The following is a 22,059-nucleotide window of genomic DNA, read 5'->3' as shown; positions in this document are numbered from 1 at the left end:
GGTGGTTGTCCTCAGGCTTCAGGGTCGTCGAGTTCCCGGGTGACGTTGACGCCGGGCGAATCCCGATGCAGCTCGTCGGCCTTGGCGCGCAGGAGTTGCCATTGCTCCAGGTCGATGGCGCCCTGCCCCAGCATGTCGTCGGCAATGCGCTGCAGATCGAAATAGTGCGCATCGGGGGACTGCTGCCAGTAGGTTTCGTCATCGAACAGACGTTGCCAGGTGGCGAGGTCGGGAGGTTGCAGGTCATCGCTCATGGGAATTCCTCGACGGGGTAACGGGCCGCATCACTGGCCCGGTTTCCCGGTAGAGGCTGTCAGGGCGTGCGCGGTTCCATCGAGTTACCGAGTGGTGATACGCGCTGCCTGTCAGTAGCCGGTCATTTCCAGGTAGCCTTGCCCGCCCTGACTGCCGCTGATGCGCACCGGTCCTTCCCAGTAAGGAATGCGCAGGTTCATCCAGGCTTGCGGGTTCAGTGCCTCGAGGTGGATGTCGAGGTGCCGCTCGGGAATGCCGATCGACCAGCCCACCGGCATCGTGCGGCCAGCCACCTTCGCGGTGGCCTGCGGGGTGAGTCGGATCTGCTCGGCGCGCAGCGTTTGCGTCTGGCCGTCAGCGCCGATCCAGGTGCCGGTCAGGTACGGCGCGCCGTCCCGTTGGCGCATGCGGTACAGCATCACGTGCTCCCCGCTGTCCAGGTGCAGGGAAAACCAGTCCCAGCCGGTCTGGTTGGCGGTCAGCGGCTGGCTGCTCCATTCGCGGTCGAGCCATGCCGGGCCGCTGACGGTGTGGGTCTGGCCGTCGATCTGCACGGTGCCGCTGGCCTGGAAAAACGGTTGGCTGTAGTAGTACGAGGCCTGGCCCTGTTCGGATTTCTGACTGAAGCCATCGCTGCCTTGCAGCACCAGCGGGCGGCTGGACGTCAGGTGCAGTTGGTAGCTGAACTGTCGGTCACGCGCACTGAGCTGCATATCACTCAGCGGATCGTCGGCCTGACTGGCGAAGCGCCAATCGTCGATCCACGCCTCGAACGGTGCGAGCCGCACGCCAGCCTGCTCGACGCCGCCCCGGGCATACCGCTCGGCGGCGTGATGCGCACTCGCCGAGGTCACCGCCGCATGACCGAGCCAGATGGTCTGATTGGCCCACCCGGGCTGCTGCGGCCTGGCATTCAGCGCACTGCGAAACAAGGTCCACTGCACGCCGAAATCATGCCCTTGCTGATCCTTGAGATTGGCGGTGACGTACCACCACTCGATGCGAAAGCCGTCATGGGCGCCGTGATCCGCCGGGAAGCTGAAGACGCGCCCCGGTGTCACAGGAGTAAAGGCCTGCGCCTGATTGCCCAGGCCGGCGAATCCTTTCTGTTCCGGCACTGGCTGATCACAGCCCGCCAGCGACAGCGCCAACAGCACCAGCACGGCGTTAATCCTCATGGGCAAAAGTCCTCAGCAAATCCGCCGGTTGGGTGCGGTACAGCGAATAGAGCGGCCATGCCGACGCCAGCAGAGTCGCCAGCAGCGCCAGTCCGAGCAGTTGCAGCAGCTGCCACGGAAATACCCGCAACGGCAGGCGCCAGCCGAAGGCCTGCACGTTGATGACCACGTCCAGGCACCACGCCAGCGCAATGCCCAACGGCAGCGCCAGGACCAGCGTCAGCACGGCCAGCAACCAGGTCTGGCCGAGATTGAGCAGCATCAACTGGCGTCGCGTGACACCCAGCGCCCACAACGGCGCAAGCTGGCCGAGGCGGCTCTGGCTCTGCGTCAGCAAGCTGATGAACAGCGCTACACCCGCCACGGCCAGGGTCAGGCTGTTGAGCGCAGCCGTGGCGGCGAATGTGCGCTCGAACACTTGCACCGACCAGCCCTTGAGCTGCGCCTGATCGACGATGCGGCTGTCGTCGAGCTGGAACCGTGCCTGCAAGGCCACGAGCAGCGGCGCAATTTTTTTCGGTTCGATGCGCAGGTTGAAGCGGTTCGGCGTCAATTGCGGCCAGCTGCGCAGCAGATGGTTGCTGCTGACCAGCACATGGCCCTTGGGATTACCGTAATCGGCGTAGATCCCGACAATGCGCGGCGACCACGGCCCGCCCGGTGTCGGGATGGTCAGGTGATCGCCCGGATGCACCTTCAGCCGCCGTGCCAGTTGCTCGCTGAGCATCACTGCATCATCGCTGGCCAGCGCCGCCCATGGATGGTCCCCGTGCGCTTCGAGCAGCGGCCAGTGCTGGCGATAGTGCGGATGATCGATCACCCCGAACACGTCCGCCGGCCAGCCCTGCAAAGTGACCGACACCTGCCAGTTCGGCAGCACCGCGGTGACGTCCGCTTGCTGCTTGAGCCAGCTGTACATCTCGCGGGCCTGCGCCGGATTGCTCGGGTTGAGGTACAGCTCGGCGCTCAGGCGTTGTTCCAGCCAGTCGTTGAAAGTCTGGCGGAAACCCGAAGTCATACTGCCGGCGCCGATGTTCGCCGCCATCGCCAGCAACAGCGCCATGAGGGCCAGACTCAGGGCCGGCAACTGCTGGCGGCAATCGGCGAGAAACCATTGGCCCAGCACCGAGCGGCTGCGCCCGAGCAAGCCGTTCAGCACCGCGCTGAGCAGCACCGGCAACGCCAGCGCGGCGCCGAGCAACAGCCCGGCCATCAGCACGAACCCGCTGCCCAGGCTGTCGCCCCAGATCAGCGCCACCACGGCCACGGCGGCAAACACCGTGGCCACCCAACCCTGCTGGCGCAACCAGCGTGCGTGCTGCTGGTGCCAGGCCTGCGGATCGGCCACCGCCAGCAACGGCAGACGGGCCGCCCGCAGCAGACTGTTGGCGCCCGCCAGCATCGCACCGAGCAGACTCAGGCCGATCCCGCTGATCCACCACCAGGGGCTCAGGCGCAATTGCCCCGCCACTTCCGCGCCATACAGCCCGCGCAGGCTGGCGGCGACATCCGGCAGCAATACGCTCGCCAGCCAGTAGCCACTGAGCACGCCGAGCACACCGCCAATCAGCGCCAGCACGCCGAGTTCGACCACCAGGCAAGCGATCAGCAGCCGCGCACTGACCCCACAGGCGCGCAGGGTGCGCAGCAGGCCGCGGCGTTGCTCCAGGGCCAGGCCGATCGCCGCGTGCACGATGAACAGGCCGACAATGAACGACAGAAAACCCAGCGCATCGAGATTGAGGTGAAAGCTTTCCGTGAGCCGCGCGAGGTTGTTTTCCTCAGCACTGCTCTTGAGTTGCAACAGGCCCTTGAACGCGGCGGGAAGCTCGCCGTGGAAATCCTTGGGCAGCAACAGGCGCGACAGTTGCCCGGGTTGATCGAGCACGTACTGCGCCACGCCAATGTCGACCAGCAACACCCCGGGCGCCATGTCGGGTTGCGCGCGCAGCGGCGGCAGCGTGCGGCCGCTTTCGCTCTGAGGCGTGGCGCCCTCCGCCAGATTCAACGCCCGCAGGGTTTCCGGTGAGATCCAGGTGCTGCCCGGCGGGCTGAAGAACTCAACCACGCGCTCGATCGGCATCGCCTGCCCCGCCACGGCGCTGTCACCCGGCAAGGACACCGGTTCGATGCCCATCAGTTGCAGGCGCTGGGTTTCGTGGCCCTTGAGGATCAGCCGGCCCTGCAGCACCGGCGACACCGGCCAGCCCTCGCGGCGCAGATCGACGAACCATTGCTGGGCGAACGTCGCGCCGTTGGGGGCGCTGAGACTCGCCTGCGGCTGGCCGCCGATCAACTGACTGGCGCGGGCATAACTGTCGCGCGCCTGGCTGTTCAACGCCTCCACGCCAGTGAGCAGACTGGTGGCCAGCCACAGCCCGGTCAGCACGCTGAAAAACTGTACCGGATGGCGCCGCCAGTGGCTGAGCAGCGCGATCAGGGTTTGCCGGAGAACGATCACGTCAACCGCCCGCTGGACAGTACGGCCCGCTCCGCCAGGCGAGACGCCACGCGTTGGCTGTGGGTGACCATCAGCAGCGTGGTCGGGGTATCGTCGAGCAATTCCAGCAACAGCCGCAGCACTTCATCGCTGGTGGCCTCGTCGAGGCTGCCGGTGGGTTCGTCGGCCAGCAACAGCTTCGGCTGCGACGCCAACGCTCGACCGAGTGCCACGCGCTGCTGCTGGCCGCCGGACAGTTGCTCGGGGTAACGCTTGAGCAGATCGCTCAAGCCCAGGCGTTGTACCAGGTGATGCTGCCAGCGCGGATCATGGCGGCCGGCCAGGCGCGCCTGAAACGCCAGGTTGTCCTCCACGCGCAAGCTGCCGATCAGGTTGAACTGCTGGAACACCAGGCCGATTTCGCTGCGTCGCCAGTGAGCCAGTTGCGTTTCGTTCATTTGCTCGAGGCGATGCGCACCGCTGTGGATGCTGCCGCGATCAACCTTGTCGAGCCCGGCGATCAGGTGCAGCAGCGTGCTCTTGCCGCTGCCGGATTCGCCCATCAGTGCCAGGCTGCTGCCCGCTTTGAGCGTCAGGTCGACGCCTTGCAGCACCGGCAACGGCCCTTGCGGGGTGAGGTAACTCTTGAAGACATTTTCAACGCGCAGCATGCCGCCACCTGATCGGTCAATGTCGGCCAAGGATAGCGGATCGCCGCGCTTGCAGTCCTCTGCGTATGGGCAGAGAGGGAACGCGCACCGTTCGGCATGCTTGGCAACACCTGAGCCCGACTGCAAATTGCAGCGCACAGAAAAATCACCCGAGCGCTGCGTCGTTGCGCCGAGGTGGACTACGGCGAGGGCTGCTCCACCGCCACACTGGTCGGTGCCTGCGTCGGCGTCACGATGCTGTGCAGATCAATGTGCTTCCACTCGGGCGTGGCGCCCAGGCGTGCATTGAAGCGGTAGTTGAAGGTGAAGGCGTCCGCCGTCGGCACTGTCAGCGGCTTGCCGTACACCGCCTCGACTGCCGCCAGGTCGTAGCCCATCAACTGCAGCAAGGTGGGGAAAATGTTGTAGTGGCTGGAGCGGTCCTTGTTCGCCGCCAGTTGCGCCGCCCAGTCCAGCGTGTGCAACTGTTCGCCCTGGATCACCACCAGCGGCACCAGCCCCTCCTCCTCCACCGGATCGCCGCCGCAATGGGTGTTCAGCCCGGGGTTGCCGCGTTCATGCAGGTCCTGGCCGTGATCGGAGGTGTAGATCAGCAGCGCATTGTTCAGGTTGGCCTGGGCGAACACCCGAGCGAAAAACTCCCCGACATTCCATAGCACGGTGTTCTTGTAGGCGTTGCGATAAAGCACCCAGTCATCCGTCTGCCCGCTGAAGCCATCACGTTTGGCAGTGTCGGCCACTTCCGTGAACTGCCCGCGCGGCAAGGTCGGGCGATAGGCCATGAACGCATCGGGGTATTTGTCGTGCACCGGGAAATGCGCGCCGACCTTGTTGATCAGGATCAGCTCGGCTTTGTCGTCGTTGAGCAACTCGATCAGTTTGCCGGCCGCCGCCATGTCGCGGTCGCGCACGCTGGTCTGATCGAATTGGACGAACTCGTCGATGTCCTTCTTCTCGGTTTCGTTCATCAGGTTCTGCAGGTTGCCGCCGGTGCGCTGGGCATCGATATACACGGTGCGCATTCCGGCCTGTTTGGCGTATTGCCAGATCGACGGCAAGGTGCTGTTGATCCGCACGTAGTCGTCACGGGTGCCGCCGTAGCGCAGGGTGACGTTGGTGTCGGCGCTGCAATTGGCGATGGACGCGGCGTAGCCGTAATTGAAGATGGCGACGCCCGGGGGCGCTTGCTTGAGGTTGCTGTGCACACCGAACGGCGCGTTGATGTCCAGGTAATTGCCGGAGATGCTTTCGTCGACGATCAGCACGATGTCATGGCCGACTGCTTGCGCAGTGCGCGCCAGGGTCACCGGCTCGCGCGGGCCGACCGTGTTGTGCAGCGCTTCATAGGCGAACAGGTTGAGATAGGCCAGCGGCGTGAACATGATCGGCAGGCCACGGGCACCTTCGCCGGCGCGCACGAACAACACGCCACTGAGCAACAGCACCCCGACAAACGGCGCCGCCACTCGCAGTCCATTGGCAATGGCCAGCGGATGCCGCGGCTTGAGGCCGACGCCGAACAGCAGCAACAGGCCATTGAGCACGCCATGGAGGATCGCGTCGCGATACTGGTACGCCGCTTCCTGGATGAAGCCGCCGGAGTACACCAGCGAGACAAAACTGCTGTAGGTCAGGTAATCCGCCGTGACGCGACTATAAACATCGAAGAATACTGCCGAGGCAAACATCGCCAATGCGAATAAATGCCGAATGAAAGTCTGACGTATATAGGCCGTTAGTAATAATGCGAAAGTAAGTGCCAAAAACATCGCGCCAAAAAGAAGTACTGCCAAACCGATGCCGATAGCGTTTAAACGCTCAAGGTAATAATCGGAATAAAGCAGCAGATAAATAACTAGAAGCAGTTCTTTCAAATATCGAAACATGGCGATTCCGGGTGCGTCCGACGACGTGAGGTCAATAGTTTGTCGGTCAAAATCTGACACTAGCACCCGGCCATCAAAGCGCAAGAAGTGTCGGACTTTTAGCAAAAGCGTCAAAAAAACGTTGACTCAAATCTGACACACTCGCGCGGCTACAAGCCTTGTATTTCGAGGCTTGCGACCGTTTATCGCTTTCTTTTAATTGTGAAAAACCCGTCAAGACTGCGACAAATCCAGCAGCAGCAAGCACTTGATGGCCAATCGCCCCCAAAAATGGGGCTGTTATACACGTGCAACATGTCATTTTGCTGACACGCTTTTCCCACCCTGCGCTATACCCCTTTTGACAGTTCCAATTTGATCTTCTTCCACCGTCTTACGAGGCACGCCAATATGGACGTGAGCGTATTTGGTACGGGCTATGTTGGCCTGATTCAAGCAGCGGCACTTGCCGATGTCGGACATCGCGTTTTATGCGTTGATATTGATCCGAACAAGATTAAACAACTGCAACAAGCCGTGCCGCCTATTAGCGAACCGGGTTTGTCCGCGACATTGGAAGAAAACATCAAGGCCGGCCGCTTGTTATTCACCACCCAGGCCAGTGATGCGGTGGAACATGCCGAACTGATCTTCATTGCGGTCGGCACGCCGGCCGATGAGGACGGCTCCGCCGACCTCAGCCACGTGCTCAACGTCGCCCGGCAGATTGCCAGTTTCATGGAGGCCGATCGCACCCTGATCATCAAGTCCACAGTACCGGTGGGCACCGCGGACCAGGTGCTGGCCACTGCCAGCGAGGAACTGCAGCGGCGCGGCAAGGGCAGCCTGCTGGTACGGGTGGTGTCCAACCCGGAATTTCTCAAGGAAGGCAGCGCCCTCGCCGACTGCATGCGCCCCGACCGGATCATCGTCGGCACCCGTGACGACGAGGCCCGCGAGCAGATGAGCGAACTCTACGCGCCGTTCTGCCGCAATCACGAAAAACTCATGTTCATGGACAACCGCAGCGCCGAACTGACCAAGTACGCGGCCAACGCGATGCTCGCCACCCGCATCAGTTTCATGAACGAACTGGCCAACCTCACCGAATTGCTCGGCGCCGACATCGAAGCGGTACGCAAGGGCATCGGCTCCGATCCGCGCATCGGCTACCACTTCATCTACCCCGGCTGCGGCTTTGGCGGCTCGTGCTTCCCCAAGGACCTGCGCGCCCTGCTGCACACCGCCGAGCACAACGGCATGCCGTTGAAACTGCTGCGCAGCGTCACCGACGTCAACGACGCGCAGCGGCACATCCTCTTCAGCAAGCTCAAGGCGCAGTTCCCCCAGGGCCTGGCCGGCAAGTCGATTGCCATCTGGGGCCTGGCGTTCAAGCCCAATACCGACGACATGCGCGAAGCCCCCAGCCGCTACCTGATGGACGCGCTGTGGGCCGAAGGCGCCAGCGTGCAGGCCTACGATCCGGAAGCCATGTCCGAGTGCCGGCGTCTTTACGGTTACCGCAATGACCTGCACCTGTGCGCCACGCGCGACGACACCCTGGAGGATGCCGATGCCCTGGTGATCTGCACCGAGTGGAAAAACTTTCGCGTGGTGGATTTCGAGTTGCTCGCCAGCAAGCTGCGCGCGCGGGTGGTGATCGACGGGCGCAATCTCTACAACCCGGAACACGTCGCGGCCGCCGGCCTGCACTACAGCGGTATCGGCCTGCGGCACATCGCGCCCGAAGGTCTGCGGCCATGAAGGTGCTCGTCACCGGTGCGGCCGGTTTCATTGGTGCCCATTGCGTATTGCGGCTGATGCGCGACGGCCATCACGTGGTCGGCCTGGACAATTTCAACACCTACTACGACCCACAGCTCAAGCATGACCGCGTGAGCTGGGTGCGCGCCCAGGTCGGCGATTTCCAGCTGGTCACGGCGGATCTTGCCGATGCGGCGGCGATCGACAGCGTGTTCGTCCGCGAACAGCCGCAAGTGGTGATCCATCTCGCGGCACAGGCCGGCGTGCGTTACTCGCTGGAGAATCCACGGGCCTATCTGGACAGCAACCTCAACGGGTTCCTGAATATCCTCGAAAGCTGCCGCCATCATCCGGTCGAGCATTTGATCTACGCCTCGTCGAGCTCGGTGTATGGCGCCAACCAGCACACGCCCTACTCGGTGAAAGACGGCGTCAACCACCCGCTGTCGCTGTACGCGGCGACGAAAAAAGCCAACGAGCTGATGGCTCACAGCTACAGCCACCTGTTCGGCACGCCGTGCACCGGCCTGCGCTTTTTCACGGTGTACGGGCCGTGGGGACGGCCGGACATGTCGCCGATCCAGTTCGCCCGAGCGATCACCGACGGCACGCCGTTGAAGCTGTTCAACTACGGCGAGCATCAGCGCGACTTCACCTACATCGACGACATCGTCGAGAGCATCGCCCGCCTCGTCACGCATCCGCCGCACGCCCACCCGGAGTGGGACCGCGAGCACCCCGACGCCGGCAGCAGCATGGCCCCGTGGTGCCTGTTCAACATTGGCGGGCATCACCCGGTCGCGCTGAAAACCTACCTGGCGCTGATGGAGAAACACCTGGGCCTGAAAGCCATCGTCGAGCTGCTGCCGCTGCAACCGGGCGATGTGCTCAACACCTGCGCCGAAACGGCCGACCTGGCCCAGGCCACCGGATTCCAGCCACGCATCGAGCTGGATGAGGGACTGGGGCGCTTCGTCGCCTGGTTCCGCGACTACTACCCCACTGCCTATCGCCCACGCGCCGCTCGCGGCTGAACATCAGCGGAGGACTCCATGACTGGACATGAGAAAGGTGTACCGATTCAGGAACTGCGTCGTGACAAACGCATGGACCCGGAACAACGAATGCGCCTCGACGCCGCGATCCACCGCCAGGGTCGTGGCTGGGTCACCGGCCGCGACGGCGGCCGGCCATGGACCCTGTCGCGCACCAACCGGGTCGTCGCCTGCCTCGGCGCGCTGCTGATTCTGCTGCTGATTTCGCCGCTGCTGCTCGGTCTGGCGCTGGCCATCAAGTTCACCAGCCCGGGCCCGGTGATGTTCGTGCAGAAACGCACCGGCTACCGCGGGCGCAAGTTCGGCATGTTCAAGTTCCGCACCATGGTCGCCAACGCCGAAGAACTGAAAGAGTCGCTGCGCCACCTGAACAAGCACGGTGTCGACGCCATCGATTTCAAGATCGACCGCGATCCGCGCATCACCGGCATCGGCGGCTTCCTGCGGCGTACCAGCCTCGATGAATTGCCCAACCTGATCAACGTGGTGACCGGCGACATGCGCCTGGTCGGTCCCCGGCCGACCTCGTTCAACGCCTACCGCTACAAGGACAATCACCTCGCACGCCTGAGCATCTACCCCGGCATGACCGGCCTGTGGCAGATCTCCGGGCGCAGCAATATCGACTTCGACCAGCGCGTTGAGTTGGACCTCAGCTATATCGCCGAGCAGAGCCTTTTGCTTGATCTGAAGATTCTGTTGAAAACCCCCTTCAAAGTATTCAGCGGCCACGGAGCAAGCTAATGGACGGTTCAACCAACAAAAGCCTGAGCATCGCCAGCCCCAGCGAGTCGAACCTGACCGCCACCGTGCTGGACCTGGATCTGCGGATCCTGTTCCTGACCGCCGCCAACCCTGGCGCCGGCACCACCACCAGTGCCCTGGCGCTGGCCGGCCAACTGGCACAGATGAGCAGCGGCCAGGTGCTGCTGGTCGACGCCAGTCAGTCGGCGAACAACCTCACCCAGCAGTTGAACCTGAGCAAGGAGCGCGGCCTGCGCGACCTGCTTTTCAACCCGGACAACCCGCCGCTGCTGCAGGACTGCGTGGTGCAGGTGTCGAGCCTGCCGTTCCATGTGCTGCCCAACGGCCGGCCGGTGCGCACCACGGAACACCTGACCGCCGAACGCCTGAGCCCGCTGCTCGACCAGTTGGGCAGCCAGTACCGCTTCGTGGTGATCGACGGCGACGCGGTGTACTCGGCCGCCGACACCCTGGTGCTGAGCACCCAGGTCGACGGCGTGGTGTTTGTGGTCCGCGCCGAGGACACGCGCTGGGAAGTCGCCCAGGCCGCGGTGCAACGGCTGACCCAGGCCGGAGCGAAGGTGGTCGGCAGCGTCTTCAACCGCCGCAAGTACTACATGCCCAAGTGGCTCTACAAAAACCTGTAAGCAAACGCAAAGGATGACGCCATGAACGCCAAGATTCTTGTGCTGCTGATGCTGCCGCTTGCAGGCTGCTCCAGCACCTCCGAAACGCAGAACATGCCGGTGAATATCCTCACCGCCACCCCGGCCAACGCCCAGGCTACCGACATGCCCAAGGTCGAGCAGACCCTGCGCCCGCAAGACGTGCTGGATGTGATCTTCCACATCAGCACCAGCGGCTCGGACGCCTACCGCGTGCAGTCGGGTGACCAGATCGGCCTCAACTTCACCGCGGCCAGCCAGCTCAACGGCAATCAACTGGTGCTGCCCGACGGCACCATCGAACTGCCCGGCGCCAACACCTCGGTGAAAATCGCCGGACTGACCAGCGACGAAGCACGCGAGGAAATCCAGCGCGCCTACCAGCGCAAACAACTGTTTCAGCCCAACCGCAATCAGTTGACGGTGCAGATCATCAGCCCGCTGACCAACGAGCAGAACCTGAAAAGCGCCCTCAATCACCCGGCCACCGGCATGAGCCGCGAGATCACCGTCGGCACCGACGGCTACGCGAGCTTTCCGGAAATCGGCGCCGTGCCACTGCAAGGCATGACCGTCAATCAGCTGGAAACCTTCCTCAACCAGAAGTACGCGCAATTGCCGGGAAGGATGACCGTCGATGTGCTGCTCAAGTCCACCGCCGGCAACGAGATCTATGTGCTCGGCGAGGTCGCCCAGCCGGGTTCGTATCCGATCCGCCGGCCGGTTTCGGTGCTTGAAGCGCTGACCCTGGCCCGTGGCACCAACGTCAAGGCGCGGCTGGATTCGGTAGTGATCATGCGCCGCAACGGCAATCAGGTGCAGGCCGTGCGTTACGACGTCGAGAAGGCCCTGTCCGGCGACGCCCCGCAAATCGCCTACCTGCAACCGGACGACATGCTGTACGTGCCGAAAACCAAACTGGCCAGCGCCGGCGAACTCGCCCGGCAACTGGCCGACGTGGTGCTGTTCCAGGGCGTCGGGTTCAGCTTCGGCTACCGCGTCGACAACAAAGACAGCAACAACAACTGACTCTCAGGTGACCGACATGAACCCAAAGGAAAACTACCTGCATGAGTTCTTCAGGATCTTCTTCGCCAACAAGCAACTGGTGAAGCGTGTCTTCCTGATCTTTGCAGTGATCGCGCTGGTGCTGCCGCTGTTGCTCAAACAGAGCTTCGATATCACCGCCCAGGTGATCGTGCAGTCGAAAAAACTCTCCCAGGGCGACGCCACCACGTCGCTGACGGTGGACAACGCCACGTTCATTCCGCCATCGCTGGCGGACATGGAAACCGAGAGCAACATCCTCCGCTCGCCGGCGCTGATCCGCCAGACCATCAGCGAACTGCGCGACAAGGGTGAATACACCCCGCCGCCCGGCATGTTCAACCGCCTGGTGAGCGAACCGTTCAAGCGCTATGTCAGCTCGCCACTGCGCCAGTACGTGGTCAATCCGGTGCGCAACGCTCTGGGCCTGGAGACCGATCCGGTGCGCGACACCGCGCTCGACGCACTGACCCAGCAAGCCATCGACAGCCTGAAGATCGAGACCCTGCCCGGCTCCAACGTGATCTCGATCGTCTACAGCTTCCCCGATCCGCATCAAGGCACGACGTTCGTCGCCGCCCTGCTGCAGAACTATCTGGTCAGCCGTCAGGCCCTGCAATCGATCGACCTGCCGCAGTCGTTCTACGAAACCAAGAAGCACCTGTATCAGGTGCGTCTCGATGGCCTGGAAGGCAACCGCCAGGCGTTGCTGGAAAGTGTCGGCTCCTCCGATCCGAAGGAGGAAATCACCTTCCGCCTGAACGCGATCAACACCGAAGAGCAGGCGCTGAACCTGTACCAGGATCGCCTGCTGCAAAGCCAACGCTGGCTGGAGTACCTGAAAACCAGTCTGGCTGCCGCCAGCAACAACAAACTCAACGACTACACCTTCCCCTACACCTTCACCACCACCGTGGATAACGTCGCGTTCGAGGATCGCGAGATCAAACAGCTCGGCGAGCAACTGACCACCCAGGTCAGCCGCTACATGAACGACCTTGCCGTGTTCCAGCCCGGCAGCGAGCCGATGCTGCTGACCCGCGAACAGATCGCCCGCACTCGCCAGCAGTTCCTCAAAGTGGTGAGCAACCGCATCCAGGAGCGCACCAACGACCTGGCCGTGGTCAAGCAGGTGATCGATCAGAAAACCGCGCGCATCGCCGAGTTCAAGGACCGCATCCATCAGTTGCAGCAGACCCAGAGCAAGCTGCGCCAGATGGACACCGAGATCGACGCCCTGCACGCCGCGTTCTCGACCTACGCCCAGCGCTTCGCCGAAAGCAGCACCACCGGTGCCCTCAACGATGACCTGTCCAATGCGCGGGTGCTGAGCCCACCGTTCGAACCGACCGAAGCGGCGTTCCCCAAACCGCTGCTGATCATTCCGTTCGGTCTGTTCACCGGTCTGCTGCTGGCGATTGCCCTGGTCTATGTGCGTGAGTTCTTCGATCACCGCTTCAAGCATCCGGCGCAGATCAGCCACGAGCTGGGCCTGCCGGTCCTGCTGGTGATCAACGATGAAAATGCCTTGCCGAGCAATCCGCACAAGAACTGGACCGTGCCAAGCTTCGTCCACTGGGTGCGCAATTGAACACGCCGGCCGCCCCGCACGCCGCCCTGCCGATCATTCATTTGCTCAGCAGCGGCGGCTTCTATGGGGCCGAGCGGATGTTGCTCGATCATTGCCTGGCGACACCGGGACAGCATCAGGTGCTATTCCTCGACGCGCCGGCAACGTTGATCGAGCGCTTCCGCCAGGCCGGGGTCGACGCGCAGGGTTGCGCCGGCCTCGGTGGCCTGCTGCGGCACCTGCGCCAGCGCCAGGCCGAGCGGCCGTTGCTCAACACGCATAATTTCAAGGGGCTGCTGTTCGGCTGGGTCGGCGCGACGCTGTTGCGCCTGCCGCTGGTCATCACCCAGCACGGCTTCACCCCGCGCAGTCGCAAGCAGAAGTTCTACACCTGGCTGAGCCTGCAACTGTGCCGCACCGCCTCGGTGGATCGGGTGGTGTGCGTGGCCGAAAGCATCGCCGTGCTGCACCGCCAGGCCAGCGTGCGGGCCGAGAAGCTGCAAGTGATCCCCAACGGCTTGCCGGCCAGCGCCACGCTGACTCCGACCGCAGACCGCCAGCGCTGGCTCGCCGCGTACGTCGGGCGCCTGAGCAGCGAGAAAGGCCCGGATCTGTTTCTCGACGCGTTGATCCCGTTGTGTCTGCAACAGCCGCAACTGGACGCCGTGATGCTCGGCGACGGCCCGGAACGCGAAGCGCTGCAGGCGCGCATCGATGCCGCAGGCCTGCAGCAGCGCATTCGCCTGCCGGGGTATCAGACCGACATGCGCCGCTGGTGGCAGCAACTCGATGCGCTGGTGATCAGCTCGCGCACCGAAGGTACGCCGATGATTCTGCTCGAAGCCATGCAGGCCGGGGTGCCGGTCGTGGCGTTCGGCGTCGGCGGCATTCCCGATGTGCTCGAACACCGGCAGAACGGCCTGATGGCCGCGCCGACCGACAGCGCCGCCCTCGCCCGCCAGCTCGATACGCTGCTGAGCGAACCGGGCCTGGCGCGCAAGCTGTGCGACAACGCAAAACGCACGCAACAGGATCGCTACGACCTCAAGGCCCTGGCCGAACGCTGGTCGCAGCTGTACATCCGCACGGCACGGGAGGCACGCGCATGATTTTCCCGCTCTCGATCGTCAGTCTGCTCGGTCTGGTCTGCATCGCTTTGCTGGCCAGCCCTTATCCGTACCTGGCGCCGGGAGCGGTGCTGGGCCTGGTGGGTTTCGCGGTGCTGTTTCGCAAACCCACCTGGGGCCTGCTCGGCATCGCCGCACTGGTACCGTTCGAAGGTTTCTTCAAGGACAGCTCGCTGTCCGGCAGCAAACTGCTCGGTGCTTCGCTGGCGGTGATCCTGATGCTGCAACTGGCGCTGCACCAGATCCCCGCCGATCGCCTGCGCAGCAACATCTGGCGTTTCCTCGTGTGGTTTCTCGCGCTGTATCTGCTCAGCACGCTGAACACCGATGACCTCGGCATGTCCCTGGGGCATCTGCGCGAACTCAGCGTCGGCCTGATCCTGTTCGTGATTACCCTGCTGATCGGCCGTGAACTCAACCTGGAGCTGTTCGCCCGCCTGGTCACCCTGGCCGTCAGCGCCACCTGCGCCATGGCCATGTTCTCCAGCAAATTCCAGGACCAGGGCCGCGCCGCCGGCCTCCTCGAAGACCCCAACGCCTTCGCCCTGCTGATCGCTTTCGCCGTGCCGCTGGGCCTGCTGCTGGTGATCCGCAGCCCGAACCTGTTGCAACGCTTGCTCTGGGGCGCCTGCTGCCTGCTGTTGCTGGGCGGCATGACCAAGACCGAATCGCGTTCCGGGCTGGTGGTACTGGCCCTGAGCCTGGCCATCGGCCTGTGGCACTACCGCGCCAACCTCAAGCGCATCCGCCCACGGCATTTCGGCTTTGCCATGCTCGCGGTGGTCATCCTGATTCCCCTGGCGATCTATGCGATGCCCGCCGGCTACATCGCGCGCATTCAGTCGCTGAGCGTGCTCAGCGCCGGTGCCAAGGGGCACGACGACGAATCTCTCGGCCGCCGGGCTTCGTACATCGTGGTCGGCAGCCAGATGATCCGCGAGAACCCGCTGCTCGGTTCCGGCCCCGGCACCTTTCCGCTGCACTACGCGACCACCGGTTATGCCAAGGCGTTTTCCGCTAACCGCAAGATCGGCGACCTGTATCGCCGGGCGCACAACACCTACCTGGAAATCTTCAGTGAACTGGGAATCCCCGCCGGCCTGCTGTTCGTCGGCATGCTCGGCCTGGGCCTGTACAACCTGCTGCGCGCGCGCAAGGCGTGGATGCAGCGAGGCGACTGGGAGCAGGCCGATCTGATGACGCACCTGGGCATGAGTTTCCTGTCGCTGACGCTGTTCCTGATGTTCCTCAGCGCGCCGAACCAGAAATACCTGTGGATCATGCTCGCGCTGACCAGCGTCCTGCGCCTGAAATCCGAGCAGGCCGCGCTACCGGAGGCCAGGGCATGAGCCGGATCAGCATCGTCATCCCGATGTACAACGAGGCACGGCACATCGGCCGCACCCTGCTCGCCGCCCGCAAGGCCGCCCACGCGGCCAATATCGATTGCGAGCTGATTGTGGTCGACAACGGCTCCAGCGATGACGGCCCGCAGATCGCCCGCCAGTTCGGCGCCCAGGTGCTGGTGCTGCCGGGCCTGCTGATCGGTGCCCTGCGCAATCGCGGCACGGCCATCGCCCGCGGGGAATGGCTGGCGTTCATCGACGCCGACATCGAGATGCCCGAAGACTGGCTCAAACCGCTGTTCGAGCTGGAGGCCGCGGGCCAGGCCGATGTATTCGGGCTGGATCTGCATACCCCGGCCGCCGCGCCGTGGTACGCCACCGCCTGGCAGCGCCGCACCCTGCGCCCGTCGGCCGCTGCCGCGCACGCCGTCGACTGGCTGCCCAGCGCCAACCTGCTGATGCGCCGACGCTGGTTCGACAAGGTCGGCGGCTTCAACGAAAGCCTGCGCACCGGCGAAGACAAGGAGTTCACCCTGCGCCTGCACGAACAGGGCGCGAAGATCTTCTCGGTCAACGACAGCGTGGCCCTGCACTGGGGCTACGAAATGAACTGGCGCGAATGGATGGGCAAGGAATTGTGGCGCCAGGGCAGTCATCTGCAACTGCTGCGCACCCACGGTTTCAGCCTGCGCCTGCTGCGCTTTCCGCTGCTGTCGATTGTGGTCTGGCTCCTGGATTTCCTGGCGATCTCGGCCCTGCTCGACGGCTTCCCGCACCACGCCGCGATCATGGTGATGCTGACATTGCTGCCCGGGCTGGTGCTCAGCGTGCGCCAGAGCGGCAAGCACCACGATCTGTGCCTGACCCTGCAACTGTGGGGCCTGCACTGGGTGCGTCTGCACCTGGCCGGGGCGGCATTCATTCTCAGTCTGTGTCATTGGAACGCCAGGAGGCCTGCCCGTGGCTGAATTCATTTTCTGGTTGTGCCTGCTGCTGCCGGTCTACGCCTACGTCGGCTATCCGCTGCTGCTGACCCTGCTCGCGCCGCTGTTCCCGGCGTGGCGCCACACCCCGGCGCCGCCGCTGCACATCAGTATCGTGATTGCCGCGCACAACGAGGCGCGGCACATCGAGCACAAGCTGCGCACGCTGCTGGCCCAGGATTACCAGCCGGCCAGCCTGCAGATCATTCTCGCCAGCGACGGCTCGACGGACGCCACCGTGGCCTGCGCGCGCAAAGTCGTCGATCCACGCATCAGCGTTCTCGACCTGCCACGCCAGGGCAAAGCCGCGACGCTCAATGCCGGCGCCGCCCTGGCGCAAGGCGACATCCTGGTGTTCACCGATGCCGACAACCAGTGGTCGCGCGACACCCTCGGCCACTTGCTGGCGCCGCTCAGCGATCCGCAGGTCGGCGCTTGCGCCGGGCATATGGTGATCCCGGTCACCGGCGGCGGCCTGAGCGTCGGCGACAGCCTGTACCGGCATTACGAAGGCTGGCTGCGCCGCGTGGAAAACCGCACCGGCTGCATGGTCTCGGCCGACGGCGCGCTGCTCGCCCTGCGTCGCGAGCTGTTCCAGAACGTACCGGCGGAGGTCAACGACGATTTCTTCATCAGCACCTGTGCACCGGTGGCGTTCAAGCGCATTGTCTACGTACCCGAAGCGCAGGTGATCGACCACGGCGTCGATGAAGCGGACAAACAGTTTCGCCGCCGCCAGCGGGTCACTGTCGGCGGCCTGCAAAGCCTGGCGCAGCGCCGCGAACTGCTCAATCCACTCAAGCACGGCCTGTATTCGATTGCGCTGATCAGCCACAAACTGATCCGCCGTCTGGCGCCGATCCTGCTGCTGCCGTTGTTGCTGAGCAACTTCTGGCTGTGGGACGACCACGGTTTCTACCGCCTGAGCCTGATCGCGCAGCTGATCGGCTACGCCATCGCGATTGCCGGGCTGCTCGATTCACAACACCGCTTACCCAAACCGTTCCGCCTCGCGGCATTCCTGCTGGTGACACTGGCAGGCATGAGCATCGGCCTGTGGCAGTTCCTGCGCGGCCAGCGTTACGCCCAGTGGAACCCTGAACAAAACCGTTGAGAGGGACAGCGCCATGGCGATCAAACAACTGCTGAAACGCACCAGTGGCTGGCTCTATCTCAACTCGTCCGTGGGTCGCCACCAGTTGCACGGCGCCGGTGTGATCCTGATGCTGCACCGCGTGCTGTCCAACGACCGCGCCGCCGATCTGCCGCACCGCAACGAACTGTGCGTCGGACCGAAAGCCTTCGAGCACCTGCTGGTGTGGCTGCGCCGGCATTTCGATTGCGTGCCGCTGATGGAAATCCTCCAGCCCAACGCGCTGCGCACCGAGCGCCCGCAAGTGGCGCTGACCTTCGACGACGGCTGGCGCGACAACGCGGTCAACGCGTTTCCACTGCTGCAAAAGCACCAGGTACCGGCGAGCATTTTTCTCTCCACCGATTTCATCGGCAGTCGCCAGCGCTTCTGGTGGGAAAGCATCGGCGAAACCCTGTGGAACAGCCATGGCGAAAAGGCCCGCATGCACCTGATCGAATGCCTGCAGGCAATCGGTCATCCGCTGCCGGTGCTGGTCGACGATATCGACGTGGCGCGCCGCAGCCTGGCGCTGCTGCATTACCTGCAGACTCTGAAAACGCTGGAGCCACGGGAGCTCGAACGCCTCACCGATGAATGTCCGCCGGACTCGCTGCCGCAAGCCCTGGACTGGCAACAGGTGCGCGCCATGGAAGCTTCCGGCCTGGTGCGTTTCGGCCCGCACGGCGCCAGCCATGCGATCCTCACCGGCCTCGACGACGTGCGCCTGAGCGAAGAAATCAGCCGCAGCCGCGATGCCTTGTACAACGGCTGCAACCGGCCGCTGCCGGTGTATTGCTACCCCAACGGCGACAACGACGCGCGCGTGCGGCAACAGATCGCCCGCCATGACTACCCGTTCGCCCTTGGCACGGGCAGCGGCATCTACCGCGGTGGCGGCGACCCATTGAACCTGCCGCGCTTCGGGGTCAGCCAGCGCACCGCACGCAATCCGGAGCTGCTGTCGTGGCGGATCTTCCGCGGGGCGCGGCCATGAGCCGCAGCAGCTACCTGCGCCACCTGGCCCTGAGCATGGGCACCAAACTGGCGATGATCGCCTTGCGGCTGCTGCGCAACGTCTTGCTGGCACGCATTCTCGGGCCCAGCGAACGAGGTCTGTTCGCCCTGCTCAGCACCCTGCCCGACCTGATCAGCGCCGCCACCAGCGGCGGGTTGAATTCGGCGGTCGGCTATCAGGCCGCCAAGCAGCGGCCGATGGGCCTGTTGCTCAGTCAGGTGCTGGTGTTCGGCTGTCTGCTGGCGGGTCTGCTGACCTTGCTGGTGGTGGCGCTGGTGCGCGAATTCGGCAGCACGCTGGACGTCACCGTGCAACTCGGCCTGCTGGCCTGGCTGTTGCTGCTGGCGGTGCCGTTGACCGTGCTGAAAAGCGGCCTGCTGACCCTGCACAACGCCTCCGGAGGCGTGGTCGCCTTCAATGCCCTGCGCCTGATCGAGTCGCTGGCACCGCTGCTGCTGTTTGTCGCCCTGTTCTGGATGTGGAAAAGCGCCGCGCTGGAAGCGGCGTTGATCAGTTGGCTGGCGGGGATCAGCCTGGTGGTGCTGGCGGGTTGGCTGTGGCTGCGGCGCGCGCAGCCGCTGCAGTTGCAATGGGACCGCGCCAGTCAGAACGAACTGCTGCGCTACAGCGCCCGCAGCCATCCGGACCTGCTGTTCCAGCAAGTGATCCTGCGCTCGGATTATCTGTTCATCGGCGCCCTGCTCGGCAGTACCGCGCTCGGTCATTACGCCATGGCCAGCGCCGCCGCCGAACTGCTGCTGATCGTTCCGGAAGCGGTGACCACACCGCTGATGAAACGCCTGCTGCAACAGGACGAAGGCATGGACAAGGTCACGCCGCTAGCCCTGCGCCTGACCGCCACGGTGATGCTCGGCGCCTGCCTGAGCATGGCGTTGATCGGCGAGTGGCTGATCGTCACCCTGTTCGGGGCCGCCTACCAACCGGCCTACCCGGCGCTGCTCGCACTGCTGCCGGGGCTGCTGGGCCTGTGCTATGCGAGCATCCTGCGCCTCGATCTGCTGGGCAAGAACAGGCCCGGCAGCGTCTCCCTGCTGATGGGCCTCGGCGCATTGCTCAATCTGGCGCTGAACCTGCTGCTGATCCCCGCCTACGGTATCGTCGGCGCCGCGGCGGCTTCATCGATCGCCTACCTGGCGGTGACTGTGGCGATGCTGGTGTTGTACTGCCGCTTGAGCGGCGTGCCGTTCTGGCAGACGCTGATTATCCTGCCCAGTGACATCGCGCCCATGTGGCTGATGCTGCAACGGCGTAAAGCCGCATGAAGCGCCTGGCCCTGCTGTTCGGCCTCGGCCTGACGCTGGACGCCTTCGGCGCGGCGATGCGCTGGGGCGACATTCGCGACGGCAGCCTGTATCTGCAAGCCGATCGCCCGGATACCGTCACCGTGCGCTGGGTGCCGGCGTGGCAGGCCGACGCCAACGAAGAACATCTGTACCTGCTCGACGGCCAGGGCACATTGCAGGGCGAGCGACTGATACAGGCCAGCGAAACCCGGGGCAGCCAGAGCTGGCCGCTGGCGCCTGGCGCAGCCGCCTATCGCCTGGAGATTCCCGGCTACAGCTTCCGCAGCTACCGCATCGAACACGATCAGGGCACCGTGGCGCTGTTCGCCCCGGCCAAGGTGCATTTCAGCGCCGAAACCCACAACGGCGACGAACTGTATTTCAGGATCGCCCCCGGCGAACACGCGGTGCTGGCGGGCAAGTTCCACGGCGGCGTGAGTGCCCTGCAAGCACAGCGCGTGGCCGATGGCGAGCAATTGCAACTGGCGCTGAAGCCGTACCGCGCCTACTGGCAATTCGATCAGGTGGCGCTGCCGGTCAGTACCCGCGAGCAGGTCTGGCGCCTGCGCCTGCAGGGCAGCGGCAAAGCGGCATTCTGGCTCGACGGCACGGCCAACCTGTTTGCGCAGAATCCGCAGCAGCTCAGACCGCTGCGTGAAGACGCCGGCCAGACCCACCTGACGATCCACGAAAAAGTCCTCGGCCGCACCCCCGACCTGGGCATCGCCCTGCCCTACGTGCTGCCGCCGCCCGCCAGTCATGCCGCGCTCGATGCACTGAAACCGACGGCAGCCAGTTACTACAGCTTCGTCGACGTCACCGCGAAAAATCCGCATTTCGAGGACGCTTTCCGCCAGGCCTATCAGGACCGGTTCGGCATTCGCCAGGACATCACCCTGCTGGCCGGCAGTCAGCGCCAGGCCGACCTGCGCGCCGATCTACAAAGCAACAGCGGCCTCGCCGCCTGGCTCGCCGGTACCCGTGCGCTGGGCGGTAACGGCACGCACTACATCGGTTTCGCCGACGAACCGAACCTCAACTATTCCAGCTACGCGCAATACCGGGCGATCTTCACCAGCATGGCCGCCCAGGTGCGCAGCGATCCGGGCAATGCCAGGGCTGGCGTGCGCATTGCCATGCCGGCCAGTTCGCGGCTGGTCAACGGGCCGTTCGCCGATAACGCGGCGGACAAGCGCGGCATCGATTGGGCCCGGCGCCTGCTCAGCGAATCCGCCGACCAGGTCGATGCCCTGGCCTGGCACGAATGGATGATCCGCGACCTGCTGGCAACCCGCGTCTATCGCGACAGCGTGCGGCGCGCCGCGCAACTGGTCGGCCTGGATGCCCAGGGCCAGCCGCGCAAGGCCTTGCTGCTCGACCAGACCAACCTGTCCAGCGGCTCGAGCCTGAGCCCTTACGATCAGGAAACCCACTACACCTCGCTGTGGTGGGCCTCGGTGGTGATCAATGCGTCCCAGGACGGCCTGCTGAGCATGCTCAACTGGTTCCAGGCCGCCGATGAGCCGCAGTACCCCAAGGGCATGTTGCGCGTGCTGGGCGATGAGCGTTTTCAACTCAAACCGGTCGGCTACGCGCAGCAGTTCATCCAGCAGCACTGGCTGCACAACGTGCTGTGGCTGGAGAACGACGCCTTTGAAGTCGACGTCCTGGCGATGGCCAGCGACGAGCAGCGCGGCCTGCTCGGCGTGAACAAGGGCACGCGCCTGCAACGGGTCGATCTGAGCGGCGCCAAGTGTCCGCTGAACAGTGGCGCCCTGCGTTACTTCGGTGCCGACAATCGCAGCCGTGACGCACCGTTTGCCTGCCAGGACGGTCGAGTGCAATTCGAGCTGCCGGGGCAAACCCTTTTCGCCCTCAGCTGGAGCGCCTCATGA

18 protein-coding genes are annotated in these 22,059 nt (G+C 64.3%); 13 read left to right on the top strand and 5 right to left on the bottom strand.

What is annotated here, in order from left to right:
• Positions 1–11: 11 nt before the first annotated feature.
• The 5 genes from QRN70_RS22525 to QRN70_RS22505 form a co-directional block, all read right to left on the bottom strand.
• A complete protein-coding gene (locus tag QRN70_RS22525; RefSeq protein ID WP_285420093.1) occupies positions 12–254 on the bottom strand; it encodes a hypothetical protein in 243 nt (80 codons plus the stop codon).
• Positions 255–365: 111 nt separating this feature from the next.
• A complete protein-coding gene (locus QRN70_RS22520) occupies positions 366–1,433 on the bottom strand; it encodes a lipocalin-like domain-containing protein (protein ID WP_285420092.1) in 1,068 nt (355 codons plus the stop codon).
• On the bottom strand, positions 1,423–3,894 hold the full coding sequence (locus QRN70_RS22515; RefSeq protein ID WP_285420091.1) for an ABC transporter permease: 2,472 nt from the start codon (positions 3,892–3,894) through the stop codon (positions 1,423–1,425). Before QRN70_RS22515 ends, QRN70_RS22520 begins: the two co-directional genes overlap by 11 nt.
• Positions 3,891–4,544 (bottom strand): ABC transporter ATP-binding protein, encoded by a 654-nt coding sequence (locus tag QRN70_RS22510; protein WP_285420090.1) that lies wholly within the window; start codon positions 4,542–4,544, stop codon positions 3,891–3,893. Before QRN70_RS22510 ends, QRN70_RS22515 begins: the two co-directional genes overlap by 4 nt.
• A gap of 179 nt (positions 4,545–4,723) precedes the next feature.
• On the bottom strand, positions 4,724–6,430 hold the full coding sequence (locus QRN70_RS22505; protein ID WP_285420089.1) for a sulfatase-like hydrolase/transferase: 1,707 nt from the start codon (positions 6,428–6,430) through the stop codon (positions 4,724–4,726).
• 390 nt (positions 6,431–6,820) lie between these two features.
• On the opposite strand from QRN70_RS22505, the gene QRN70_RS22500 reads away from it, so the two are divergent.
• From QRN70_RS22500 to QRN70_RS22440, 13 genes are read left to right on the top strand one after another with little or no spacing between them, the layout of a single operon-like run.
• Positions 6,821–8,173, top strand: coding sequence for a UDP-glucose dehydrogenase family protein (locus QRN70_RS22500; protein ID WP_285420088.1), 1,353 nt, complete (start codon positions 6,821–6,823; stop codon positions 8,171–8,173).
• Positions 8,170–9,207, top strand: a complete 1,038-nt coding sequence (locus QRN70_RS22495; RefSeq protein WP_285420087.1) for an NAD-dependent epimerase/dehydratase family protein — start codon at positions 8,170–8,172, stop codon at positions 9,205–9,207. The genes QRN70_RS22500 and QRN70_RS22495 overlap by 4 nt, the downstream gene beginning before the upstream one ends.
• 18 nt (positions 9,208–9,225) lie before the next feature.
• Entirely contained in the window at positions 9,226–9,972 is a 747-nt protein-coding gene (locus tag QRN70_RS22490; protein WP_285420086.1) for a sugar transferase, read from the top strand.
• Entirely contained in the window at positions 9,972–10,619 is a 648-nt protein-coding gene (locus QRN70_RS22485; RefSeq protein WP_285420085.1) for a CpsD/CapB family tyrosine-protein kinase, read from the top strand. The genes QRN70_RS22490 and QRN70_RS22485 overlap by 1 nt, the downstream gene beginning before the upstream one ends.
• 21 nt (positions 10,620–10,640) lie before the next feature.
• A complete protein-coding gene (locus QRN70_RS22480) occupies positions 10,641–11,666 on the top strand; it encodes a polysaccharide biosynthesis/export family protein (protein WP_285420084.1) in 1,026 nt (341 codons plus the stop codon).
• 16 nt (positions 11,667–11,682) lie between these two features.
• Positions 11,683–13,275 carry a GumC family protein gene (locus tag QRN70_RS22475; protein WP_285420083.1) on the top strand — a complete coding sequence of 531 codons (1,593 nt, stop codon included), beginning with the start codon at positions 11,683–11,685 and terminating at the stop codon, positions 13,273–13,275.
• Entirely contained in the window at positions 13,272–14,363 is a 1,092-nt protein-coding gene (locus tag QRN70_RS22470) for a glycosyltransferase family 4 protein (RefSeq protein ID WP_285420082.1), read from the top strand. The genes QRN70_RS22475 and QRN70_RS22470 overlap by 4 nt, the downstream gene beginning before the upstream one ends.
• Positions 14,360–15,730, top strand: a complete 1,371-nt coding sequence (locus tag QRN70_RS22465; protein ID WP_285420081.1) for an O-antigen ligase family protein — start codon at positions 14,360–14,362, stop codon at positions 15,728–15,730. Before QRN70_RS22470 ends, QRN70_RS22465 begins: the two co-directional genes overlap by 4 nt.
• Positions 15,727–16,695, top strand: coding sequence for a glycosyltransferase (locus QRN70_RS22460; protein WP_285420080.1), 969 nt, complete (start codon positions 15,727–15,729; stop codon positions 16,693–16,695). Before QRN70_RS22465 ends, QRN70_RS22460 begins: the two co-directional genes overlap by 4 nt.
• Positions 16,688–17,824, top strand: coding sequence for a glycosyltransferase (locus QRN70_RS22455; RefSeq protein WP_285420079.1), 1,137 nt, complete (start codon positions 16,688–16,690; stop codon positions 17,822–17,824). The genes QRN70_RS22460 and QRN70_RS22455 overlap by 8 nt, the downstream gene beginning before the upstream one ends.
• Positions 17,825–17,837: 13 nt before the next feature.
• The gene (locus QRN70_RS22450; RefSeq protein WP_285420078.1) at positions 17,838–18,839 is read left to right on the top strand and encodes a polysaccharide deacetylase family protein; all 1,002 of its coding nucleotides are present in this window, start codon (positions 17,838–17,840) and stop codon (positions 18,837–18,839) included.
• Positions 18,836–20,143: a lipopolysaccharide biosynthesis protein gene (locus QRN70_RS22445; RefSeq protein WP_285420077.1), complete on the top strand. Its 1,308-nt coding sequence runs from the start codon at positions 18,836–18,838 to the stop codon at positions 20,141–20,143. The genes QRN70_RS22450 and QRN70_RS22445 overlap by 4 nt, the downstream gene beginning before the upstream one ends.
• Entirely contained in the window at positions 20,140–22,059 is a 1,920-nt protein-coding gene (locus QRN70_RS22440) for a hypothetical protein (RefSeq protein WP_285420076.1), read from the top strand. The genes QRN70_RS22445 and QRN70_RS22440 overlap by 4 nt, the downstream gene beginning before the upstream one ends.

This window comes from Pseudomonas sp. efr-133-TYG-5, from assembly GCF_030209175.1.
GTDB lineage: Bacteria > Pseudomonadota > Gammaproteobacteria > Pseudomonadales > Pseudomonadaceae > Aquipseudomonas.
This window is presented reverse-complemented; position numbering and strand designations above follow the sequence as displayed.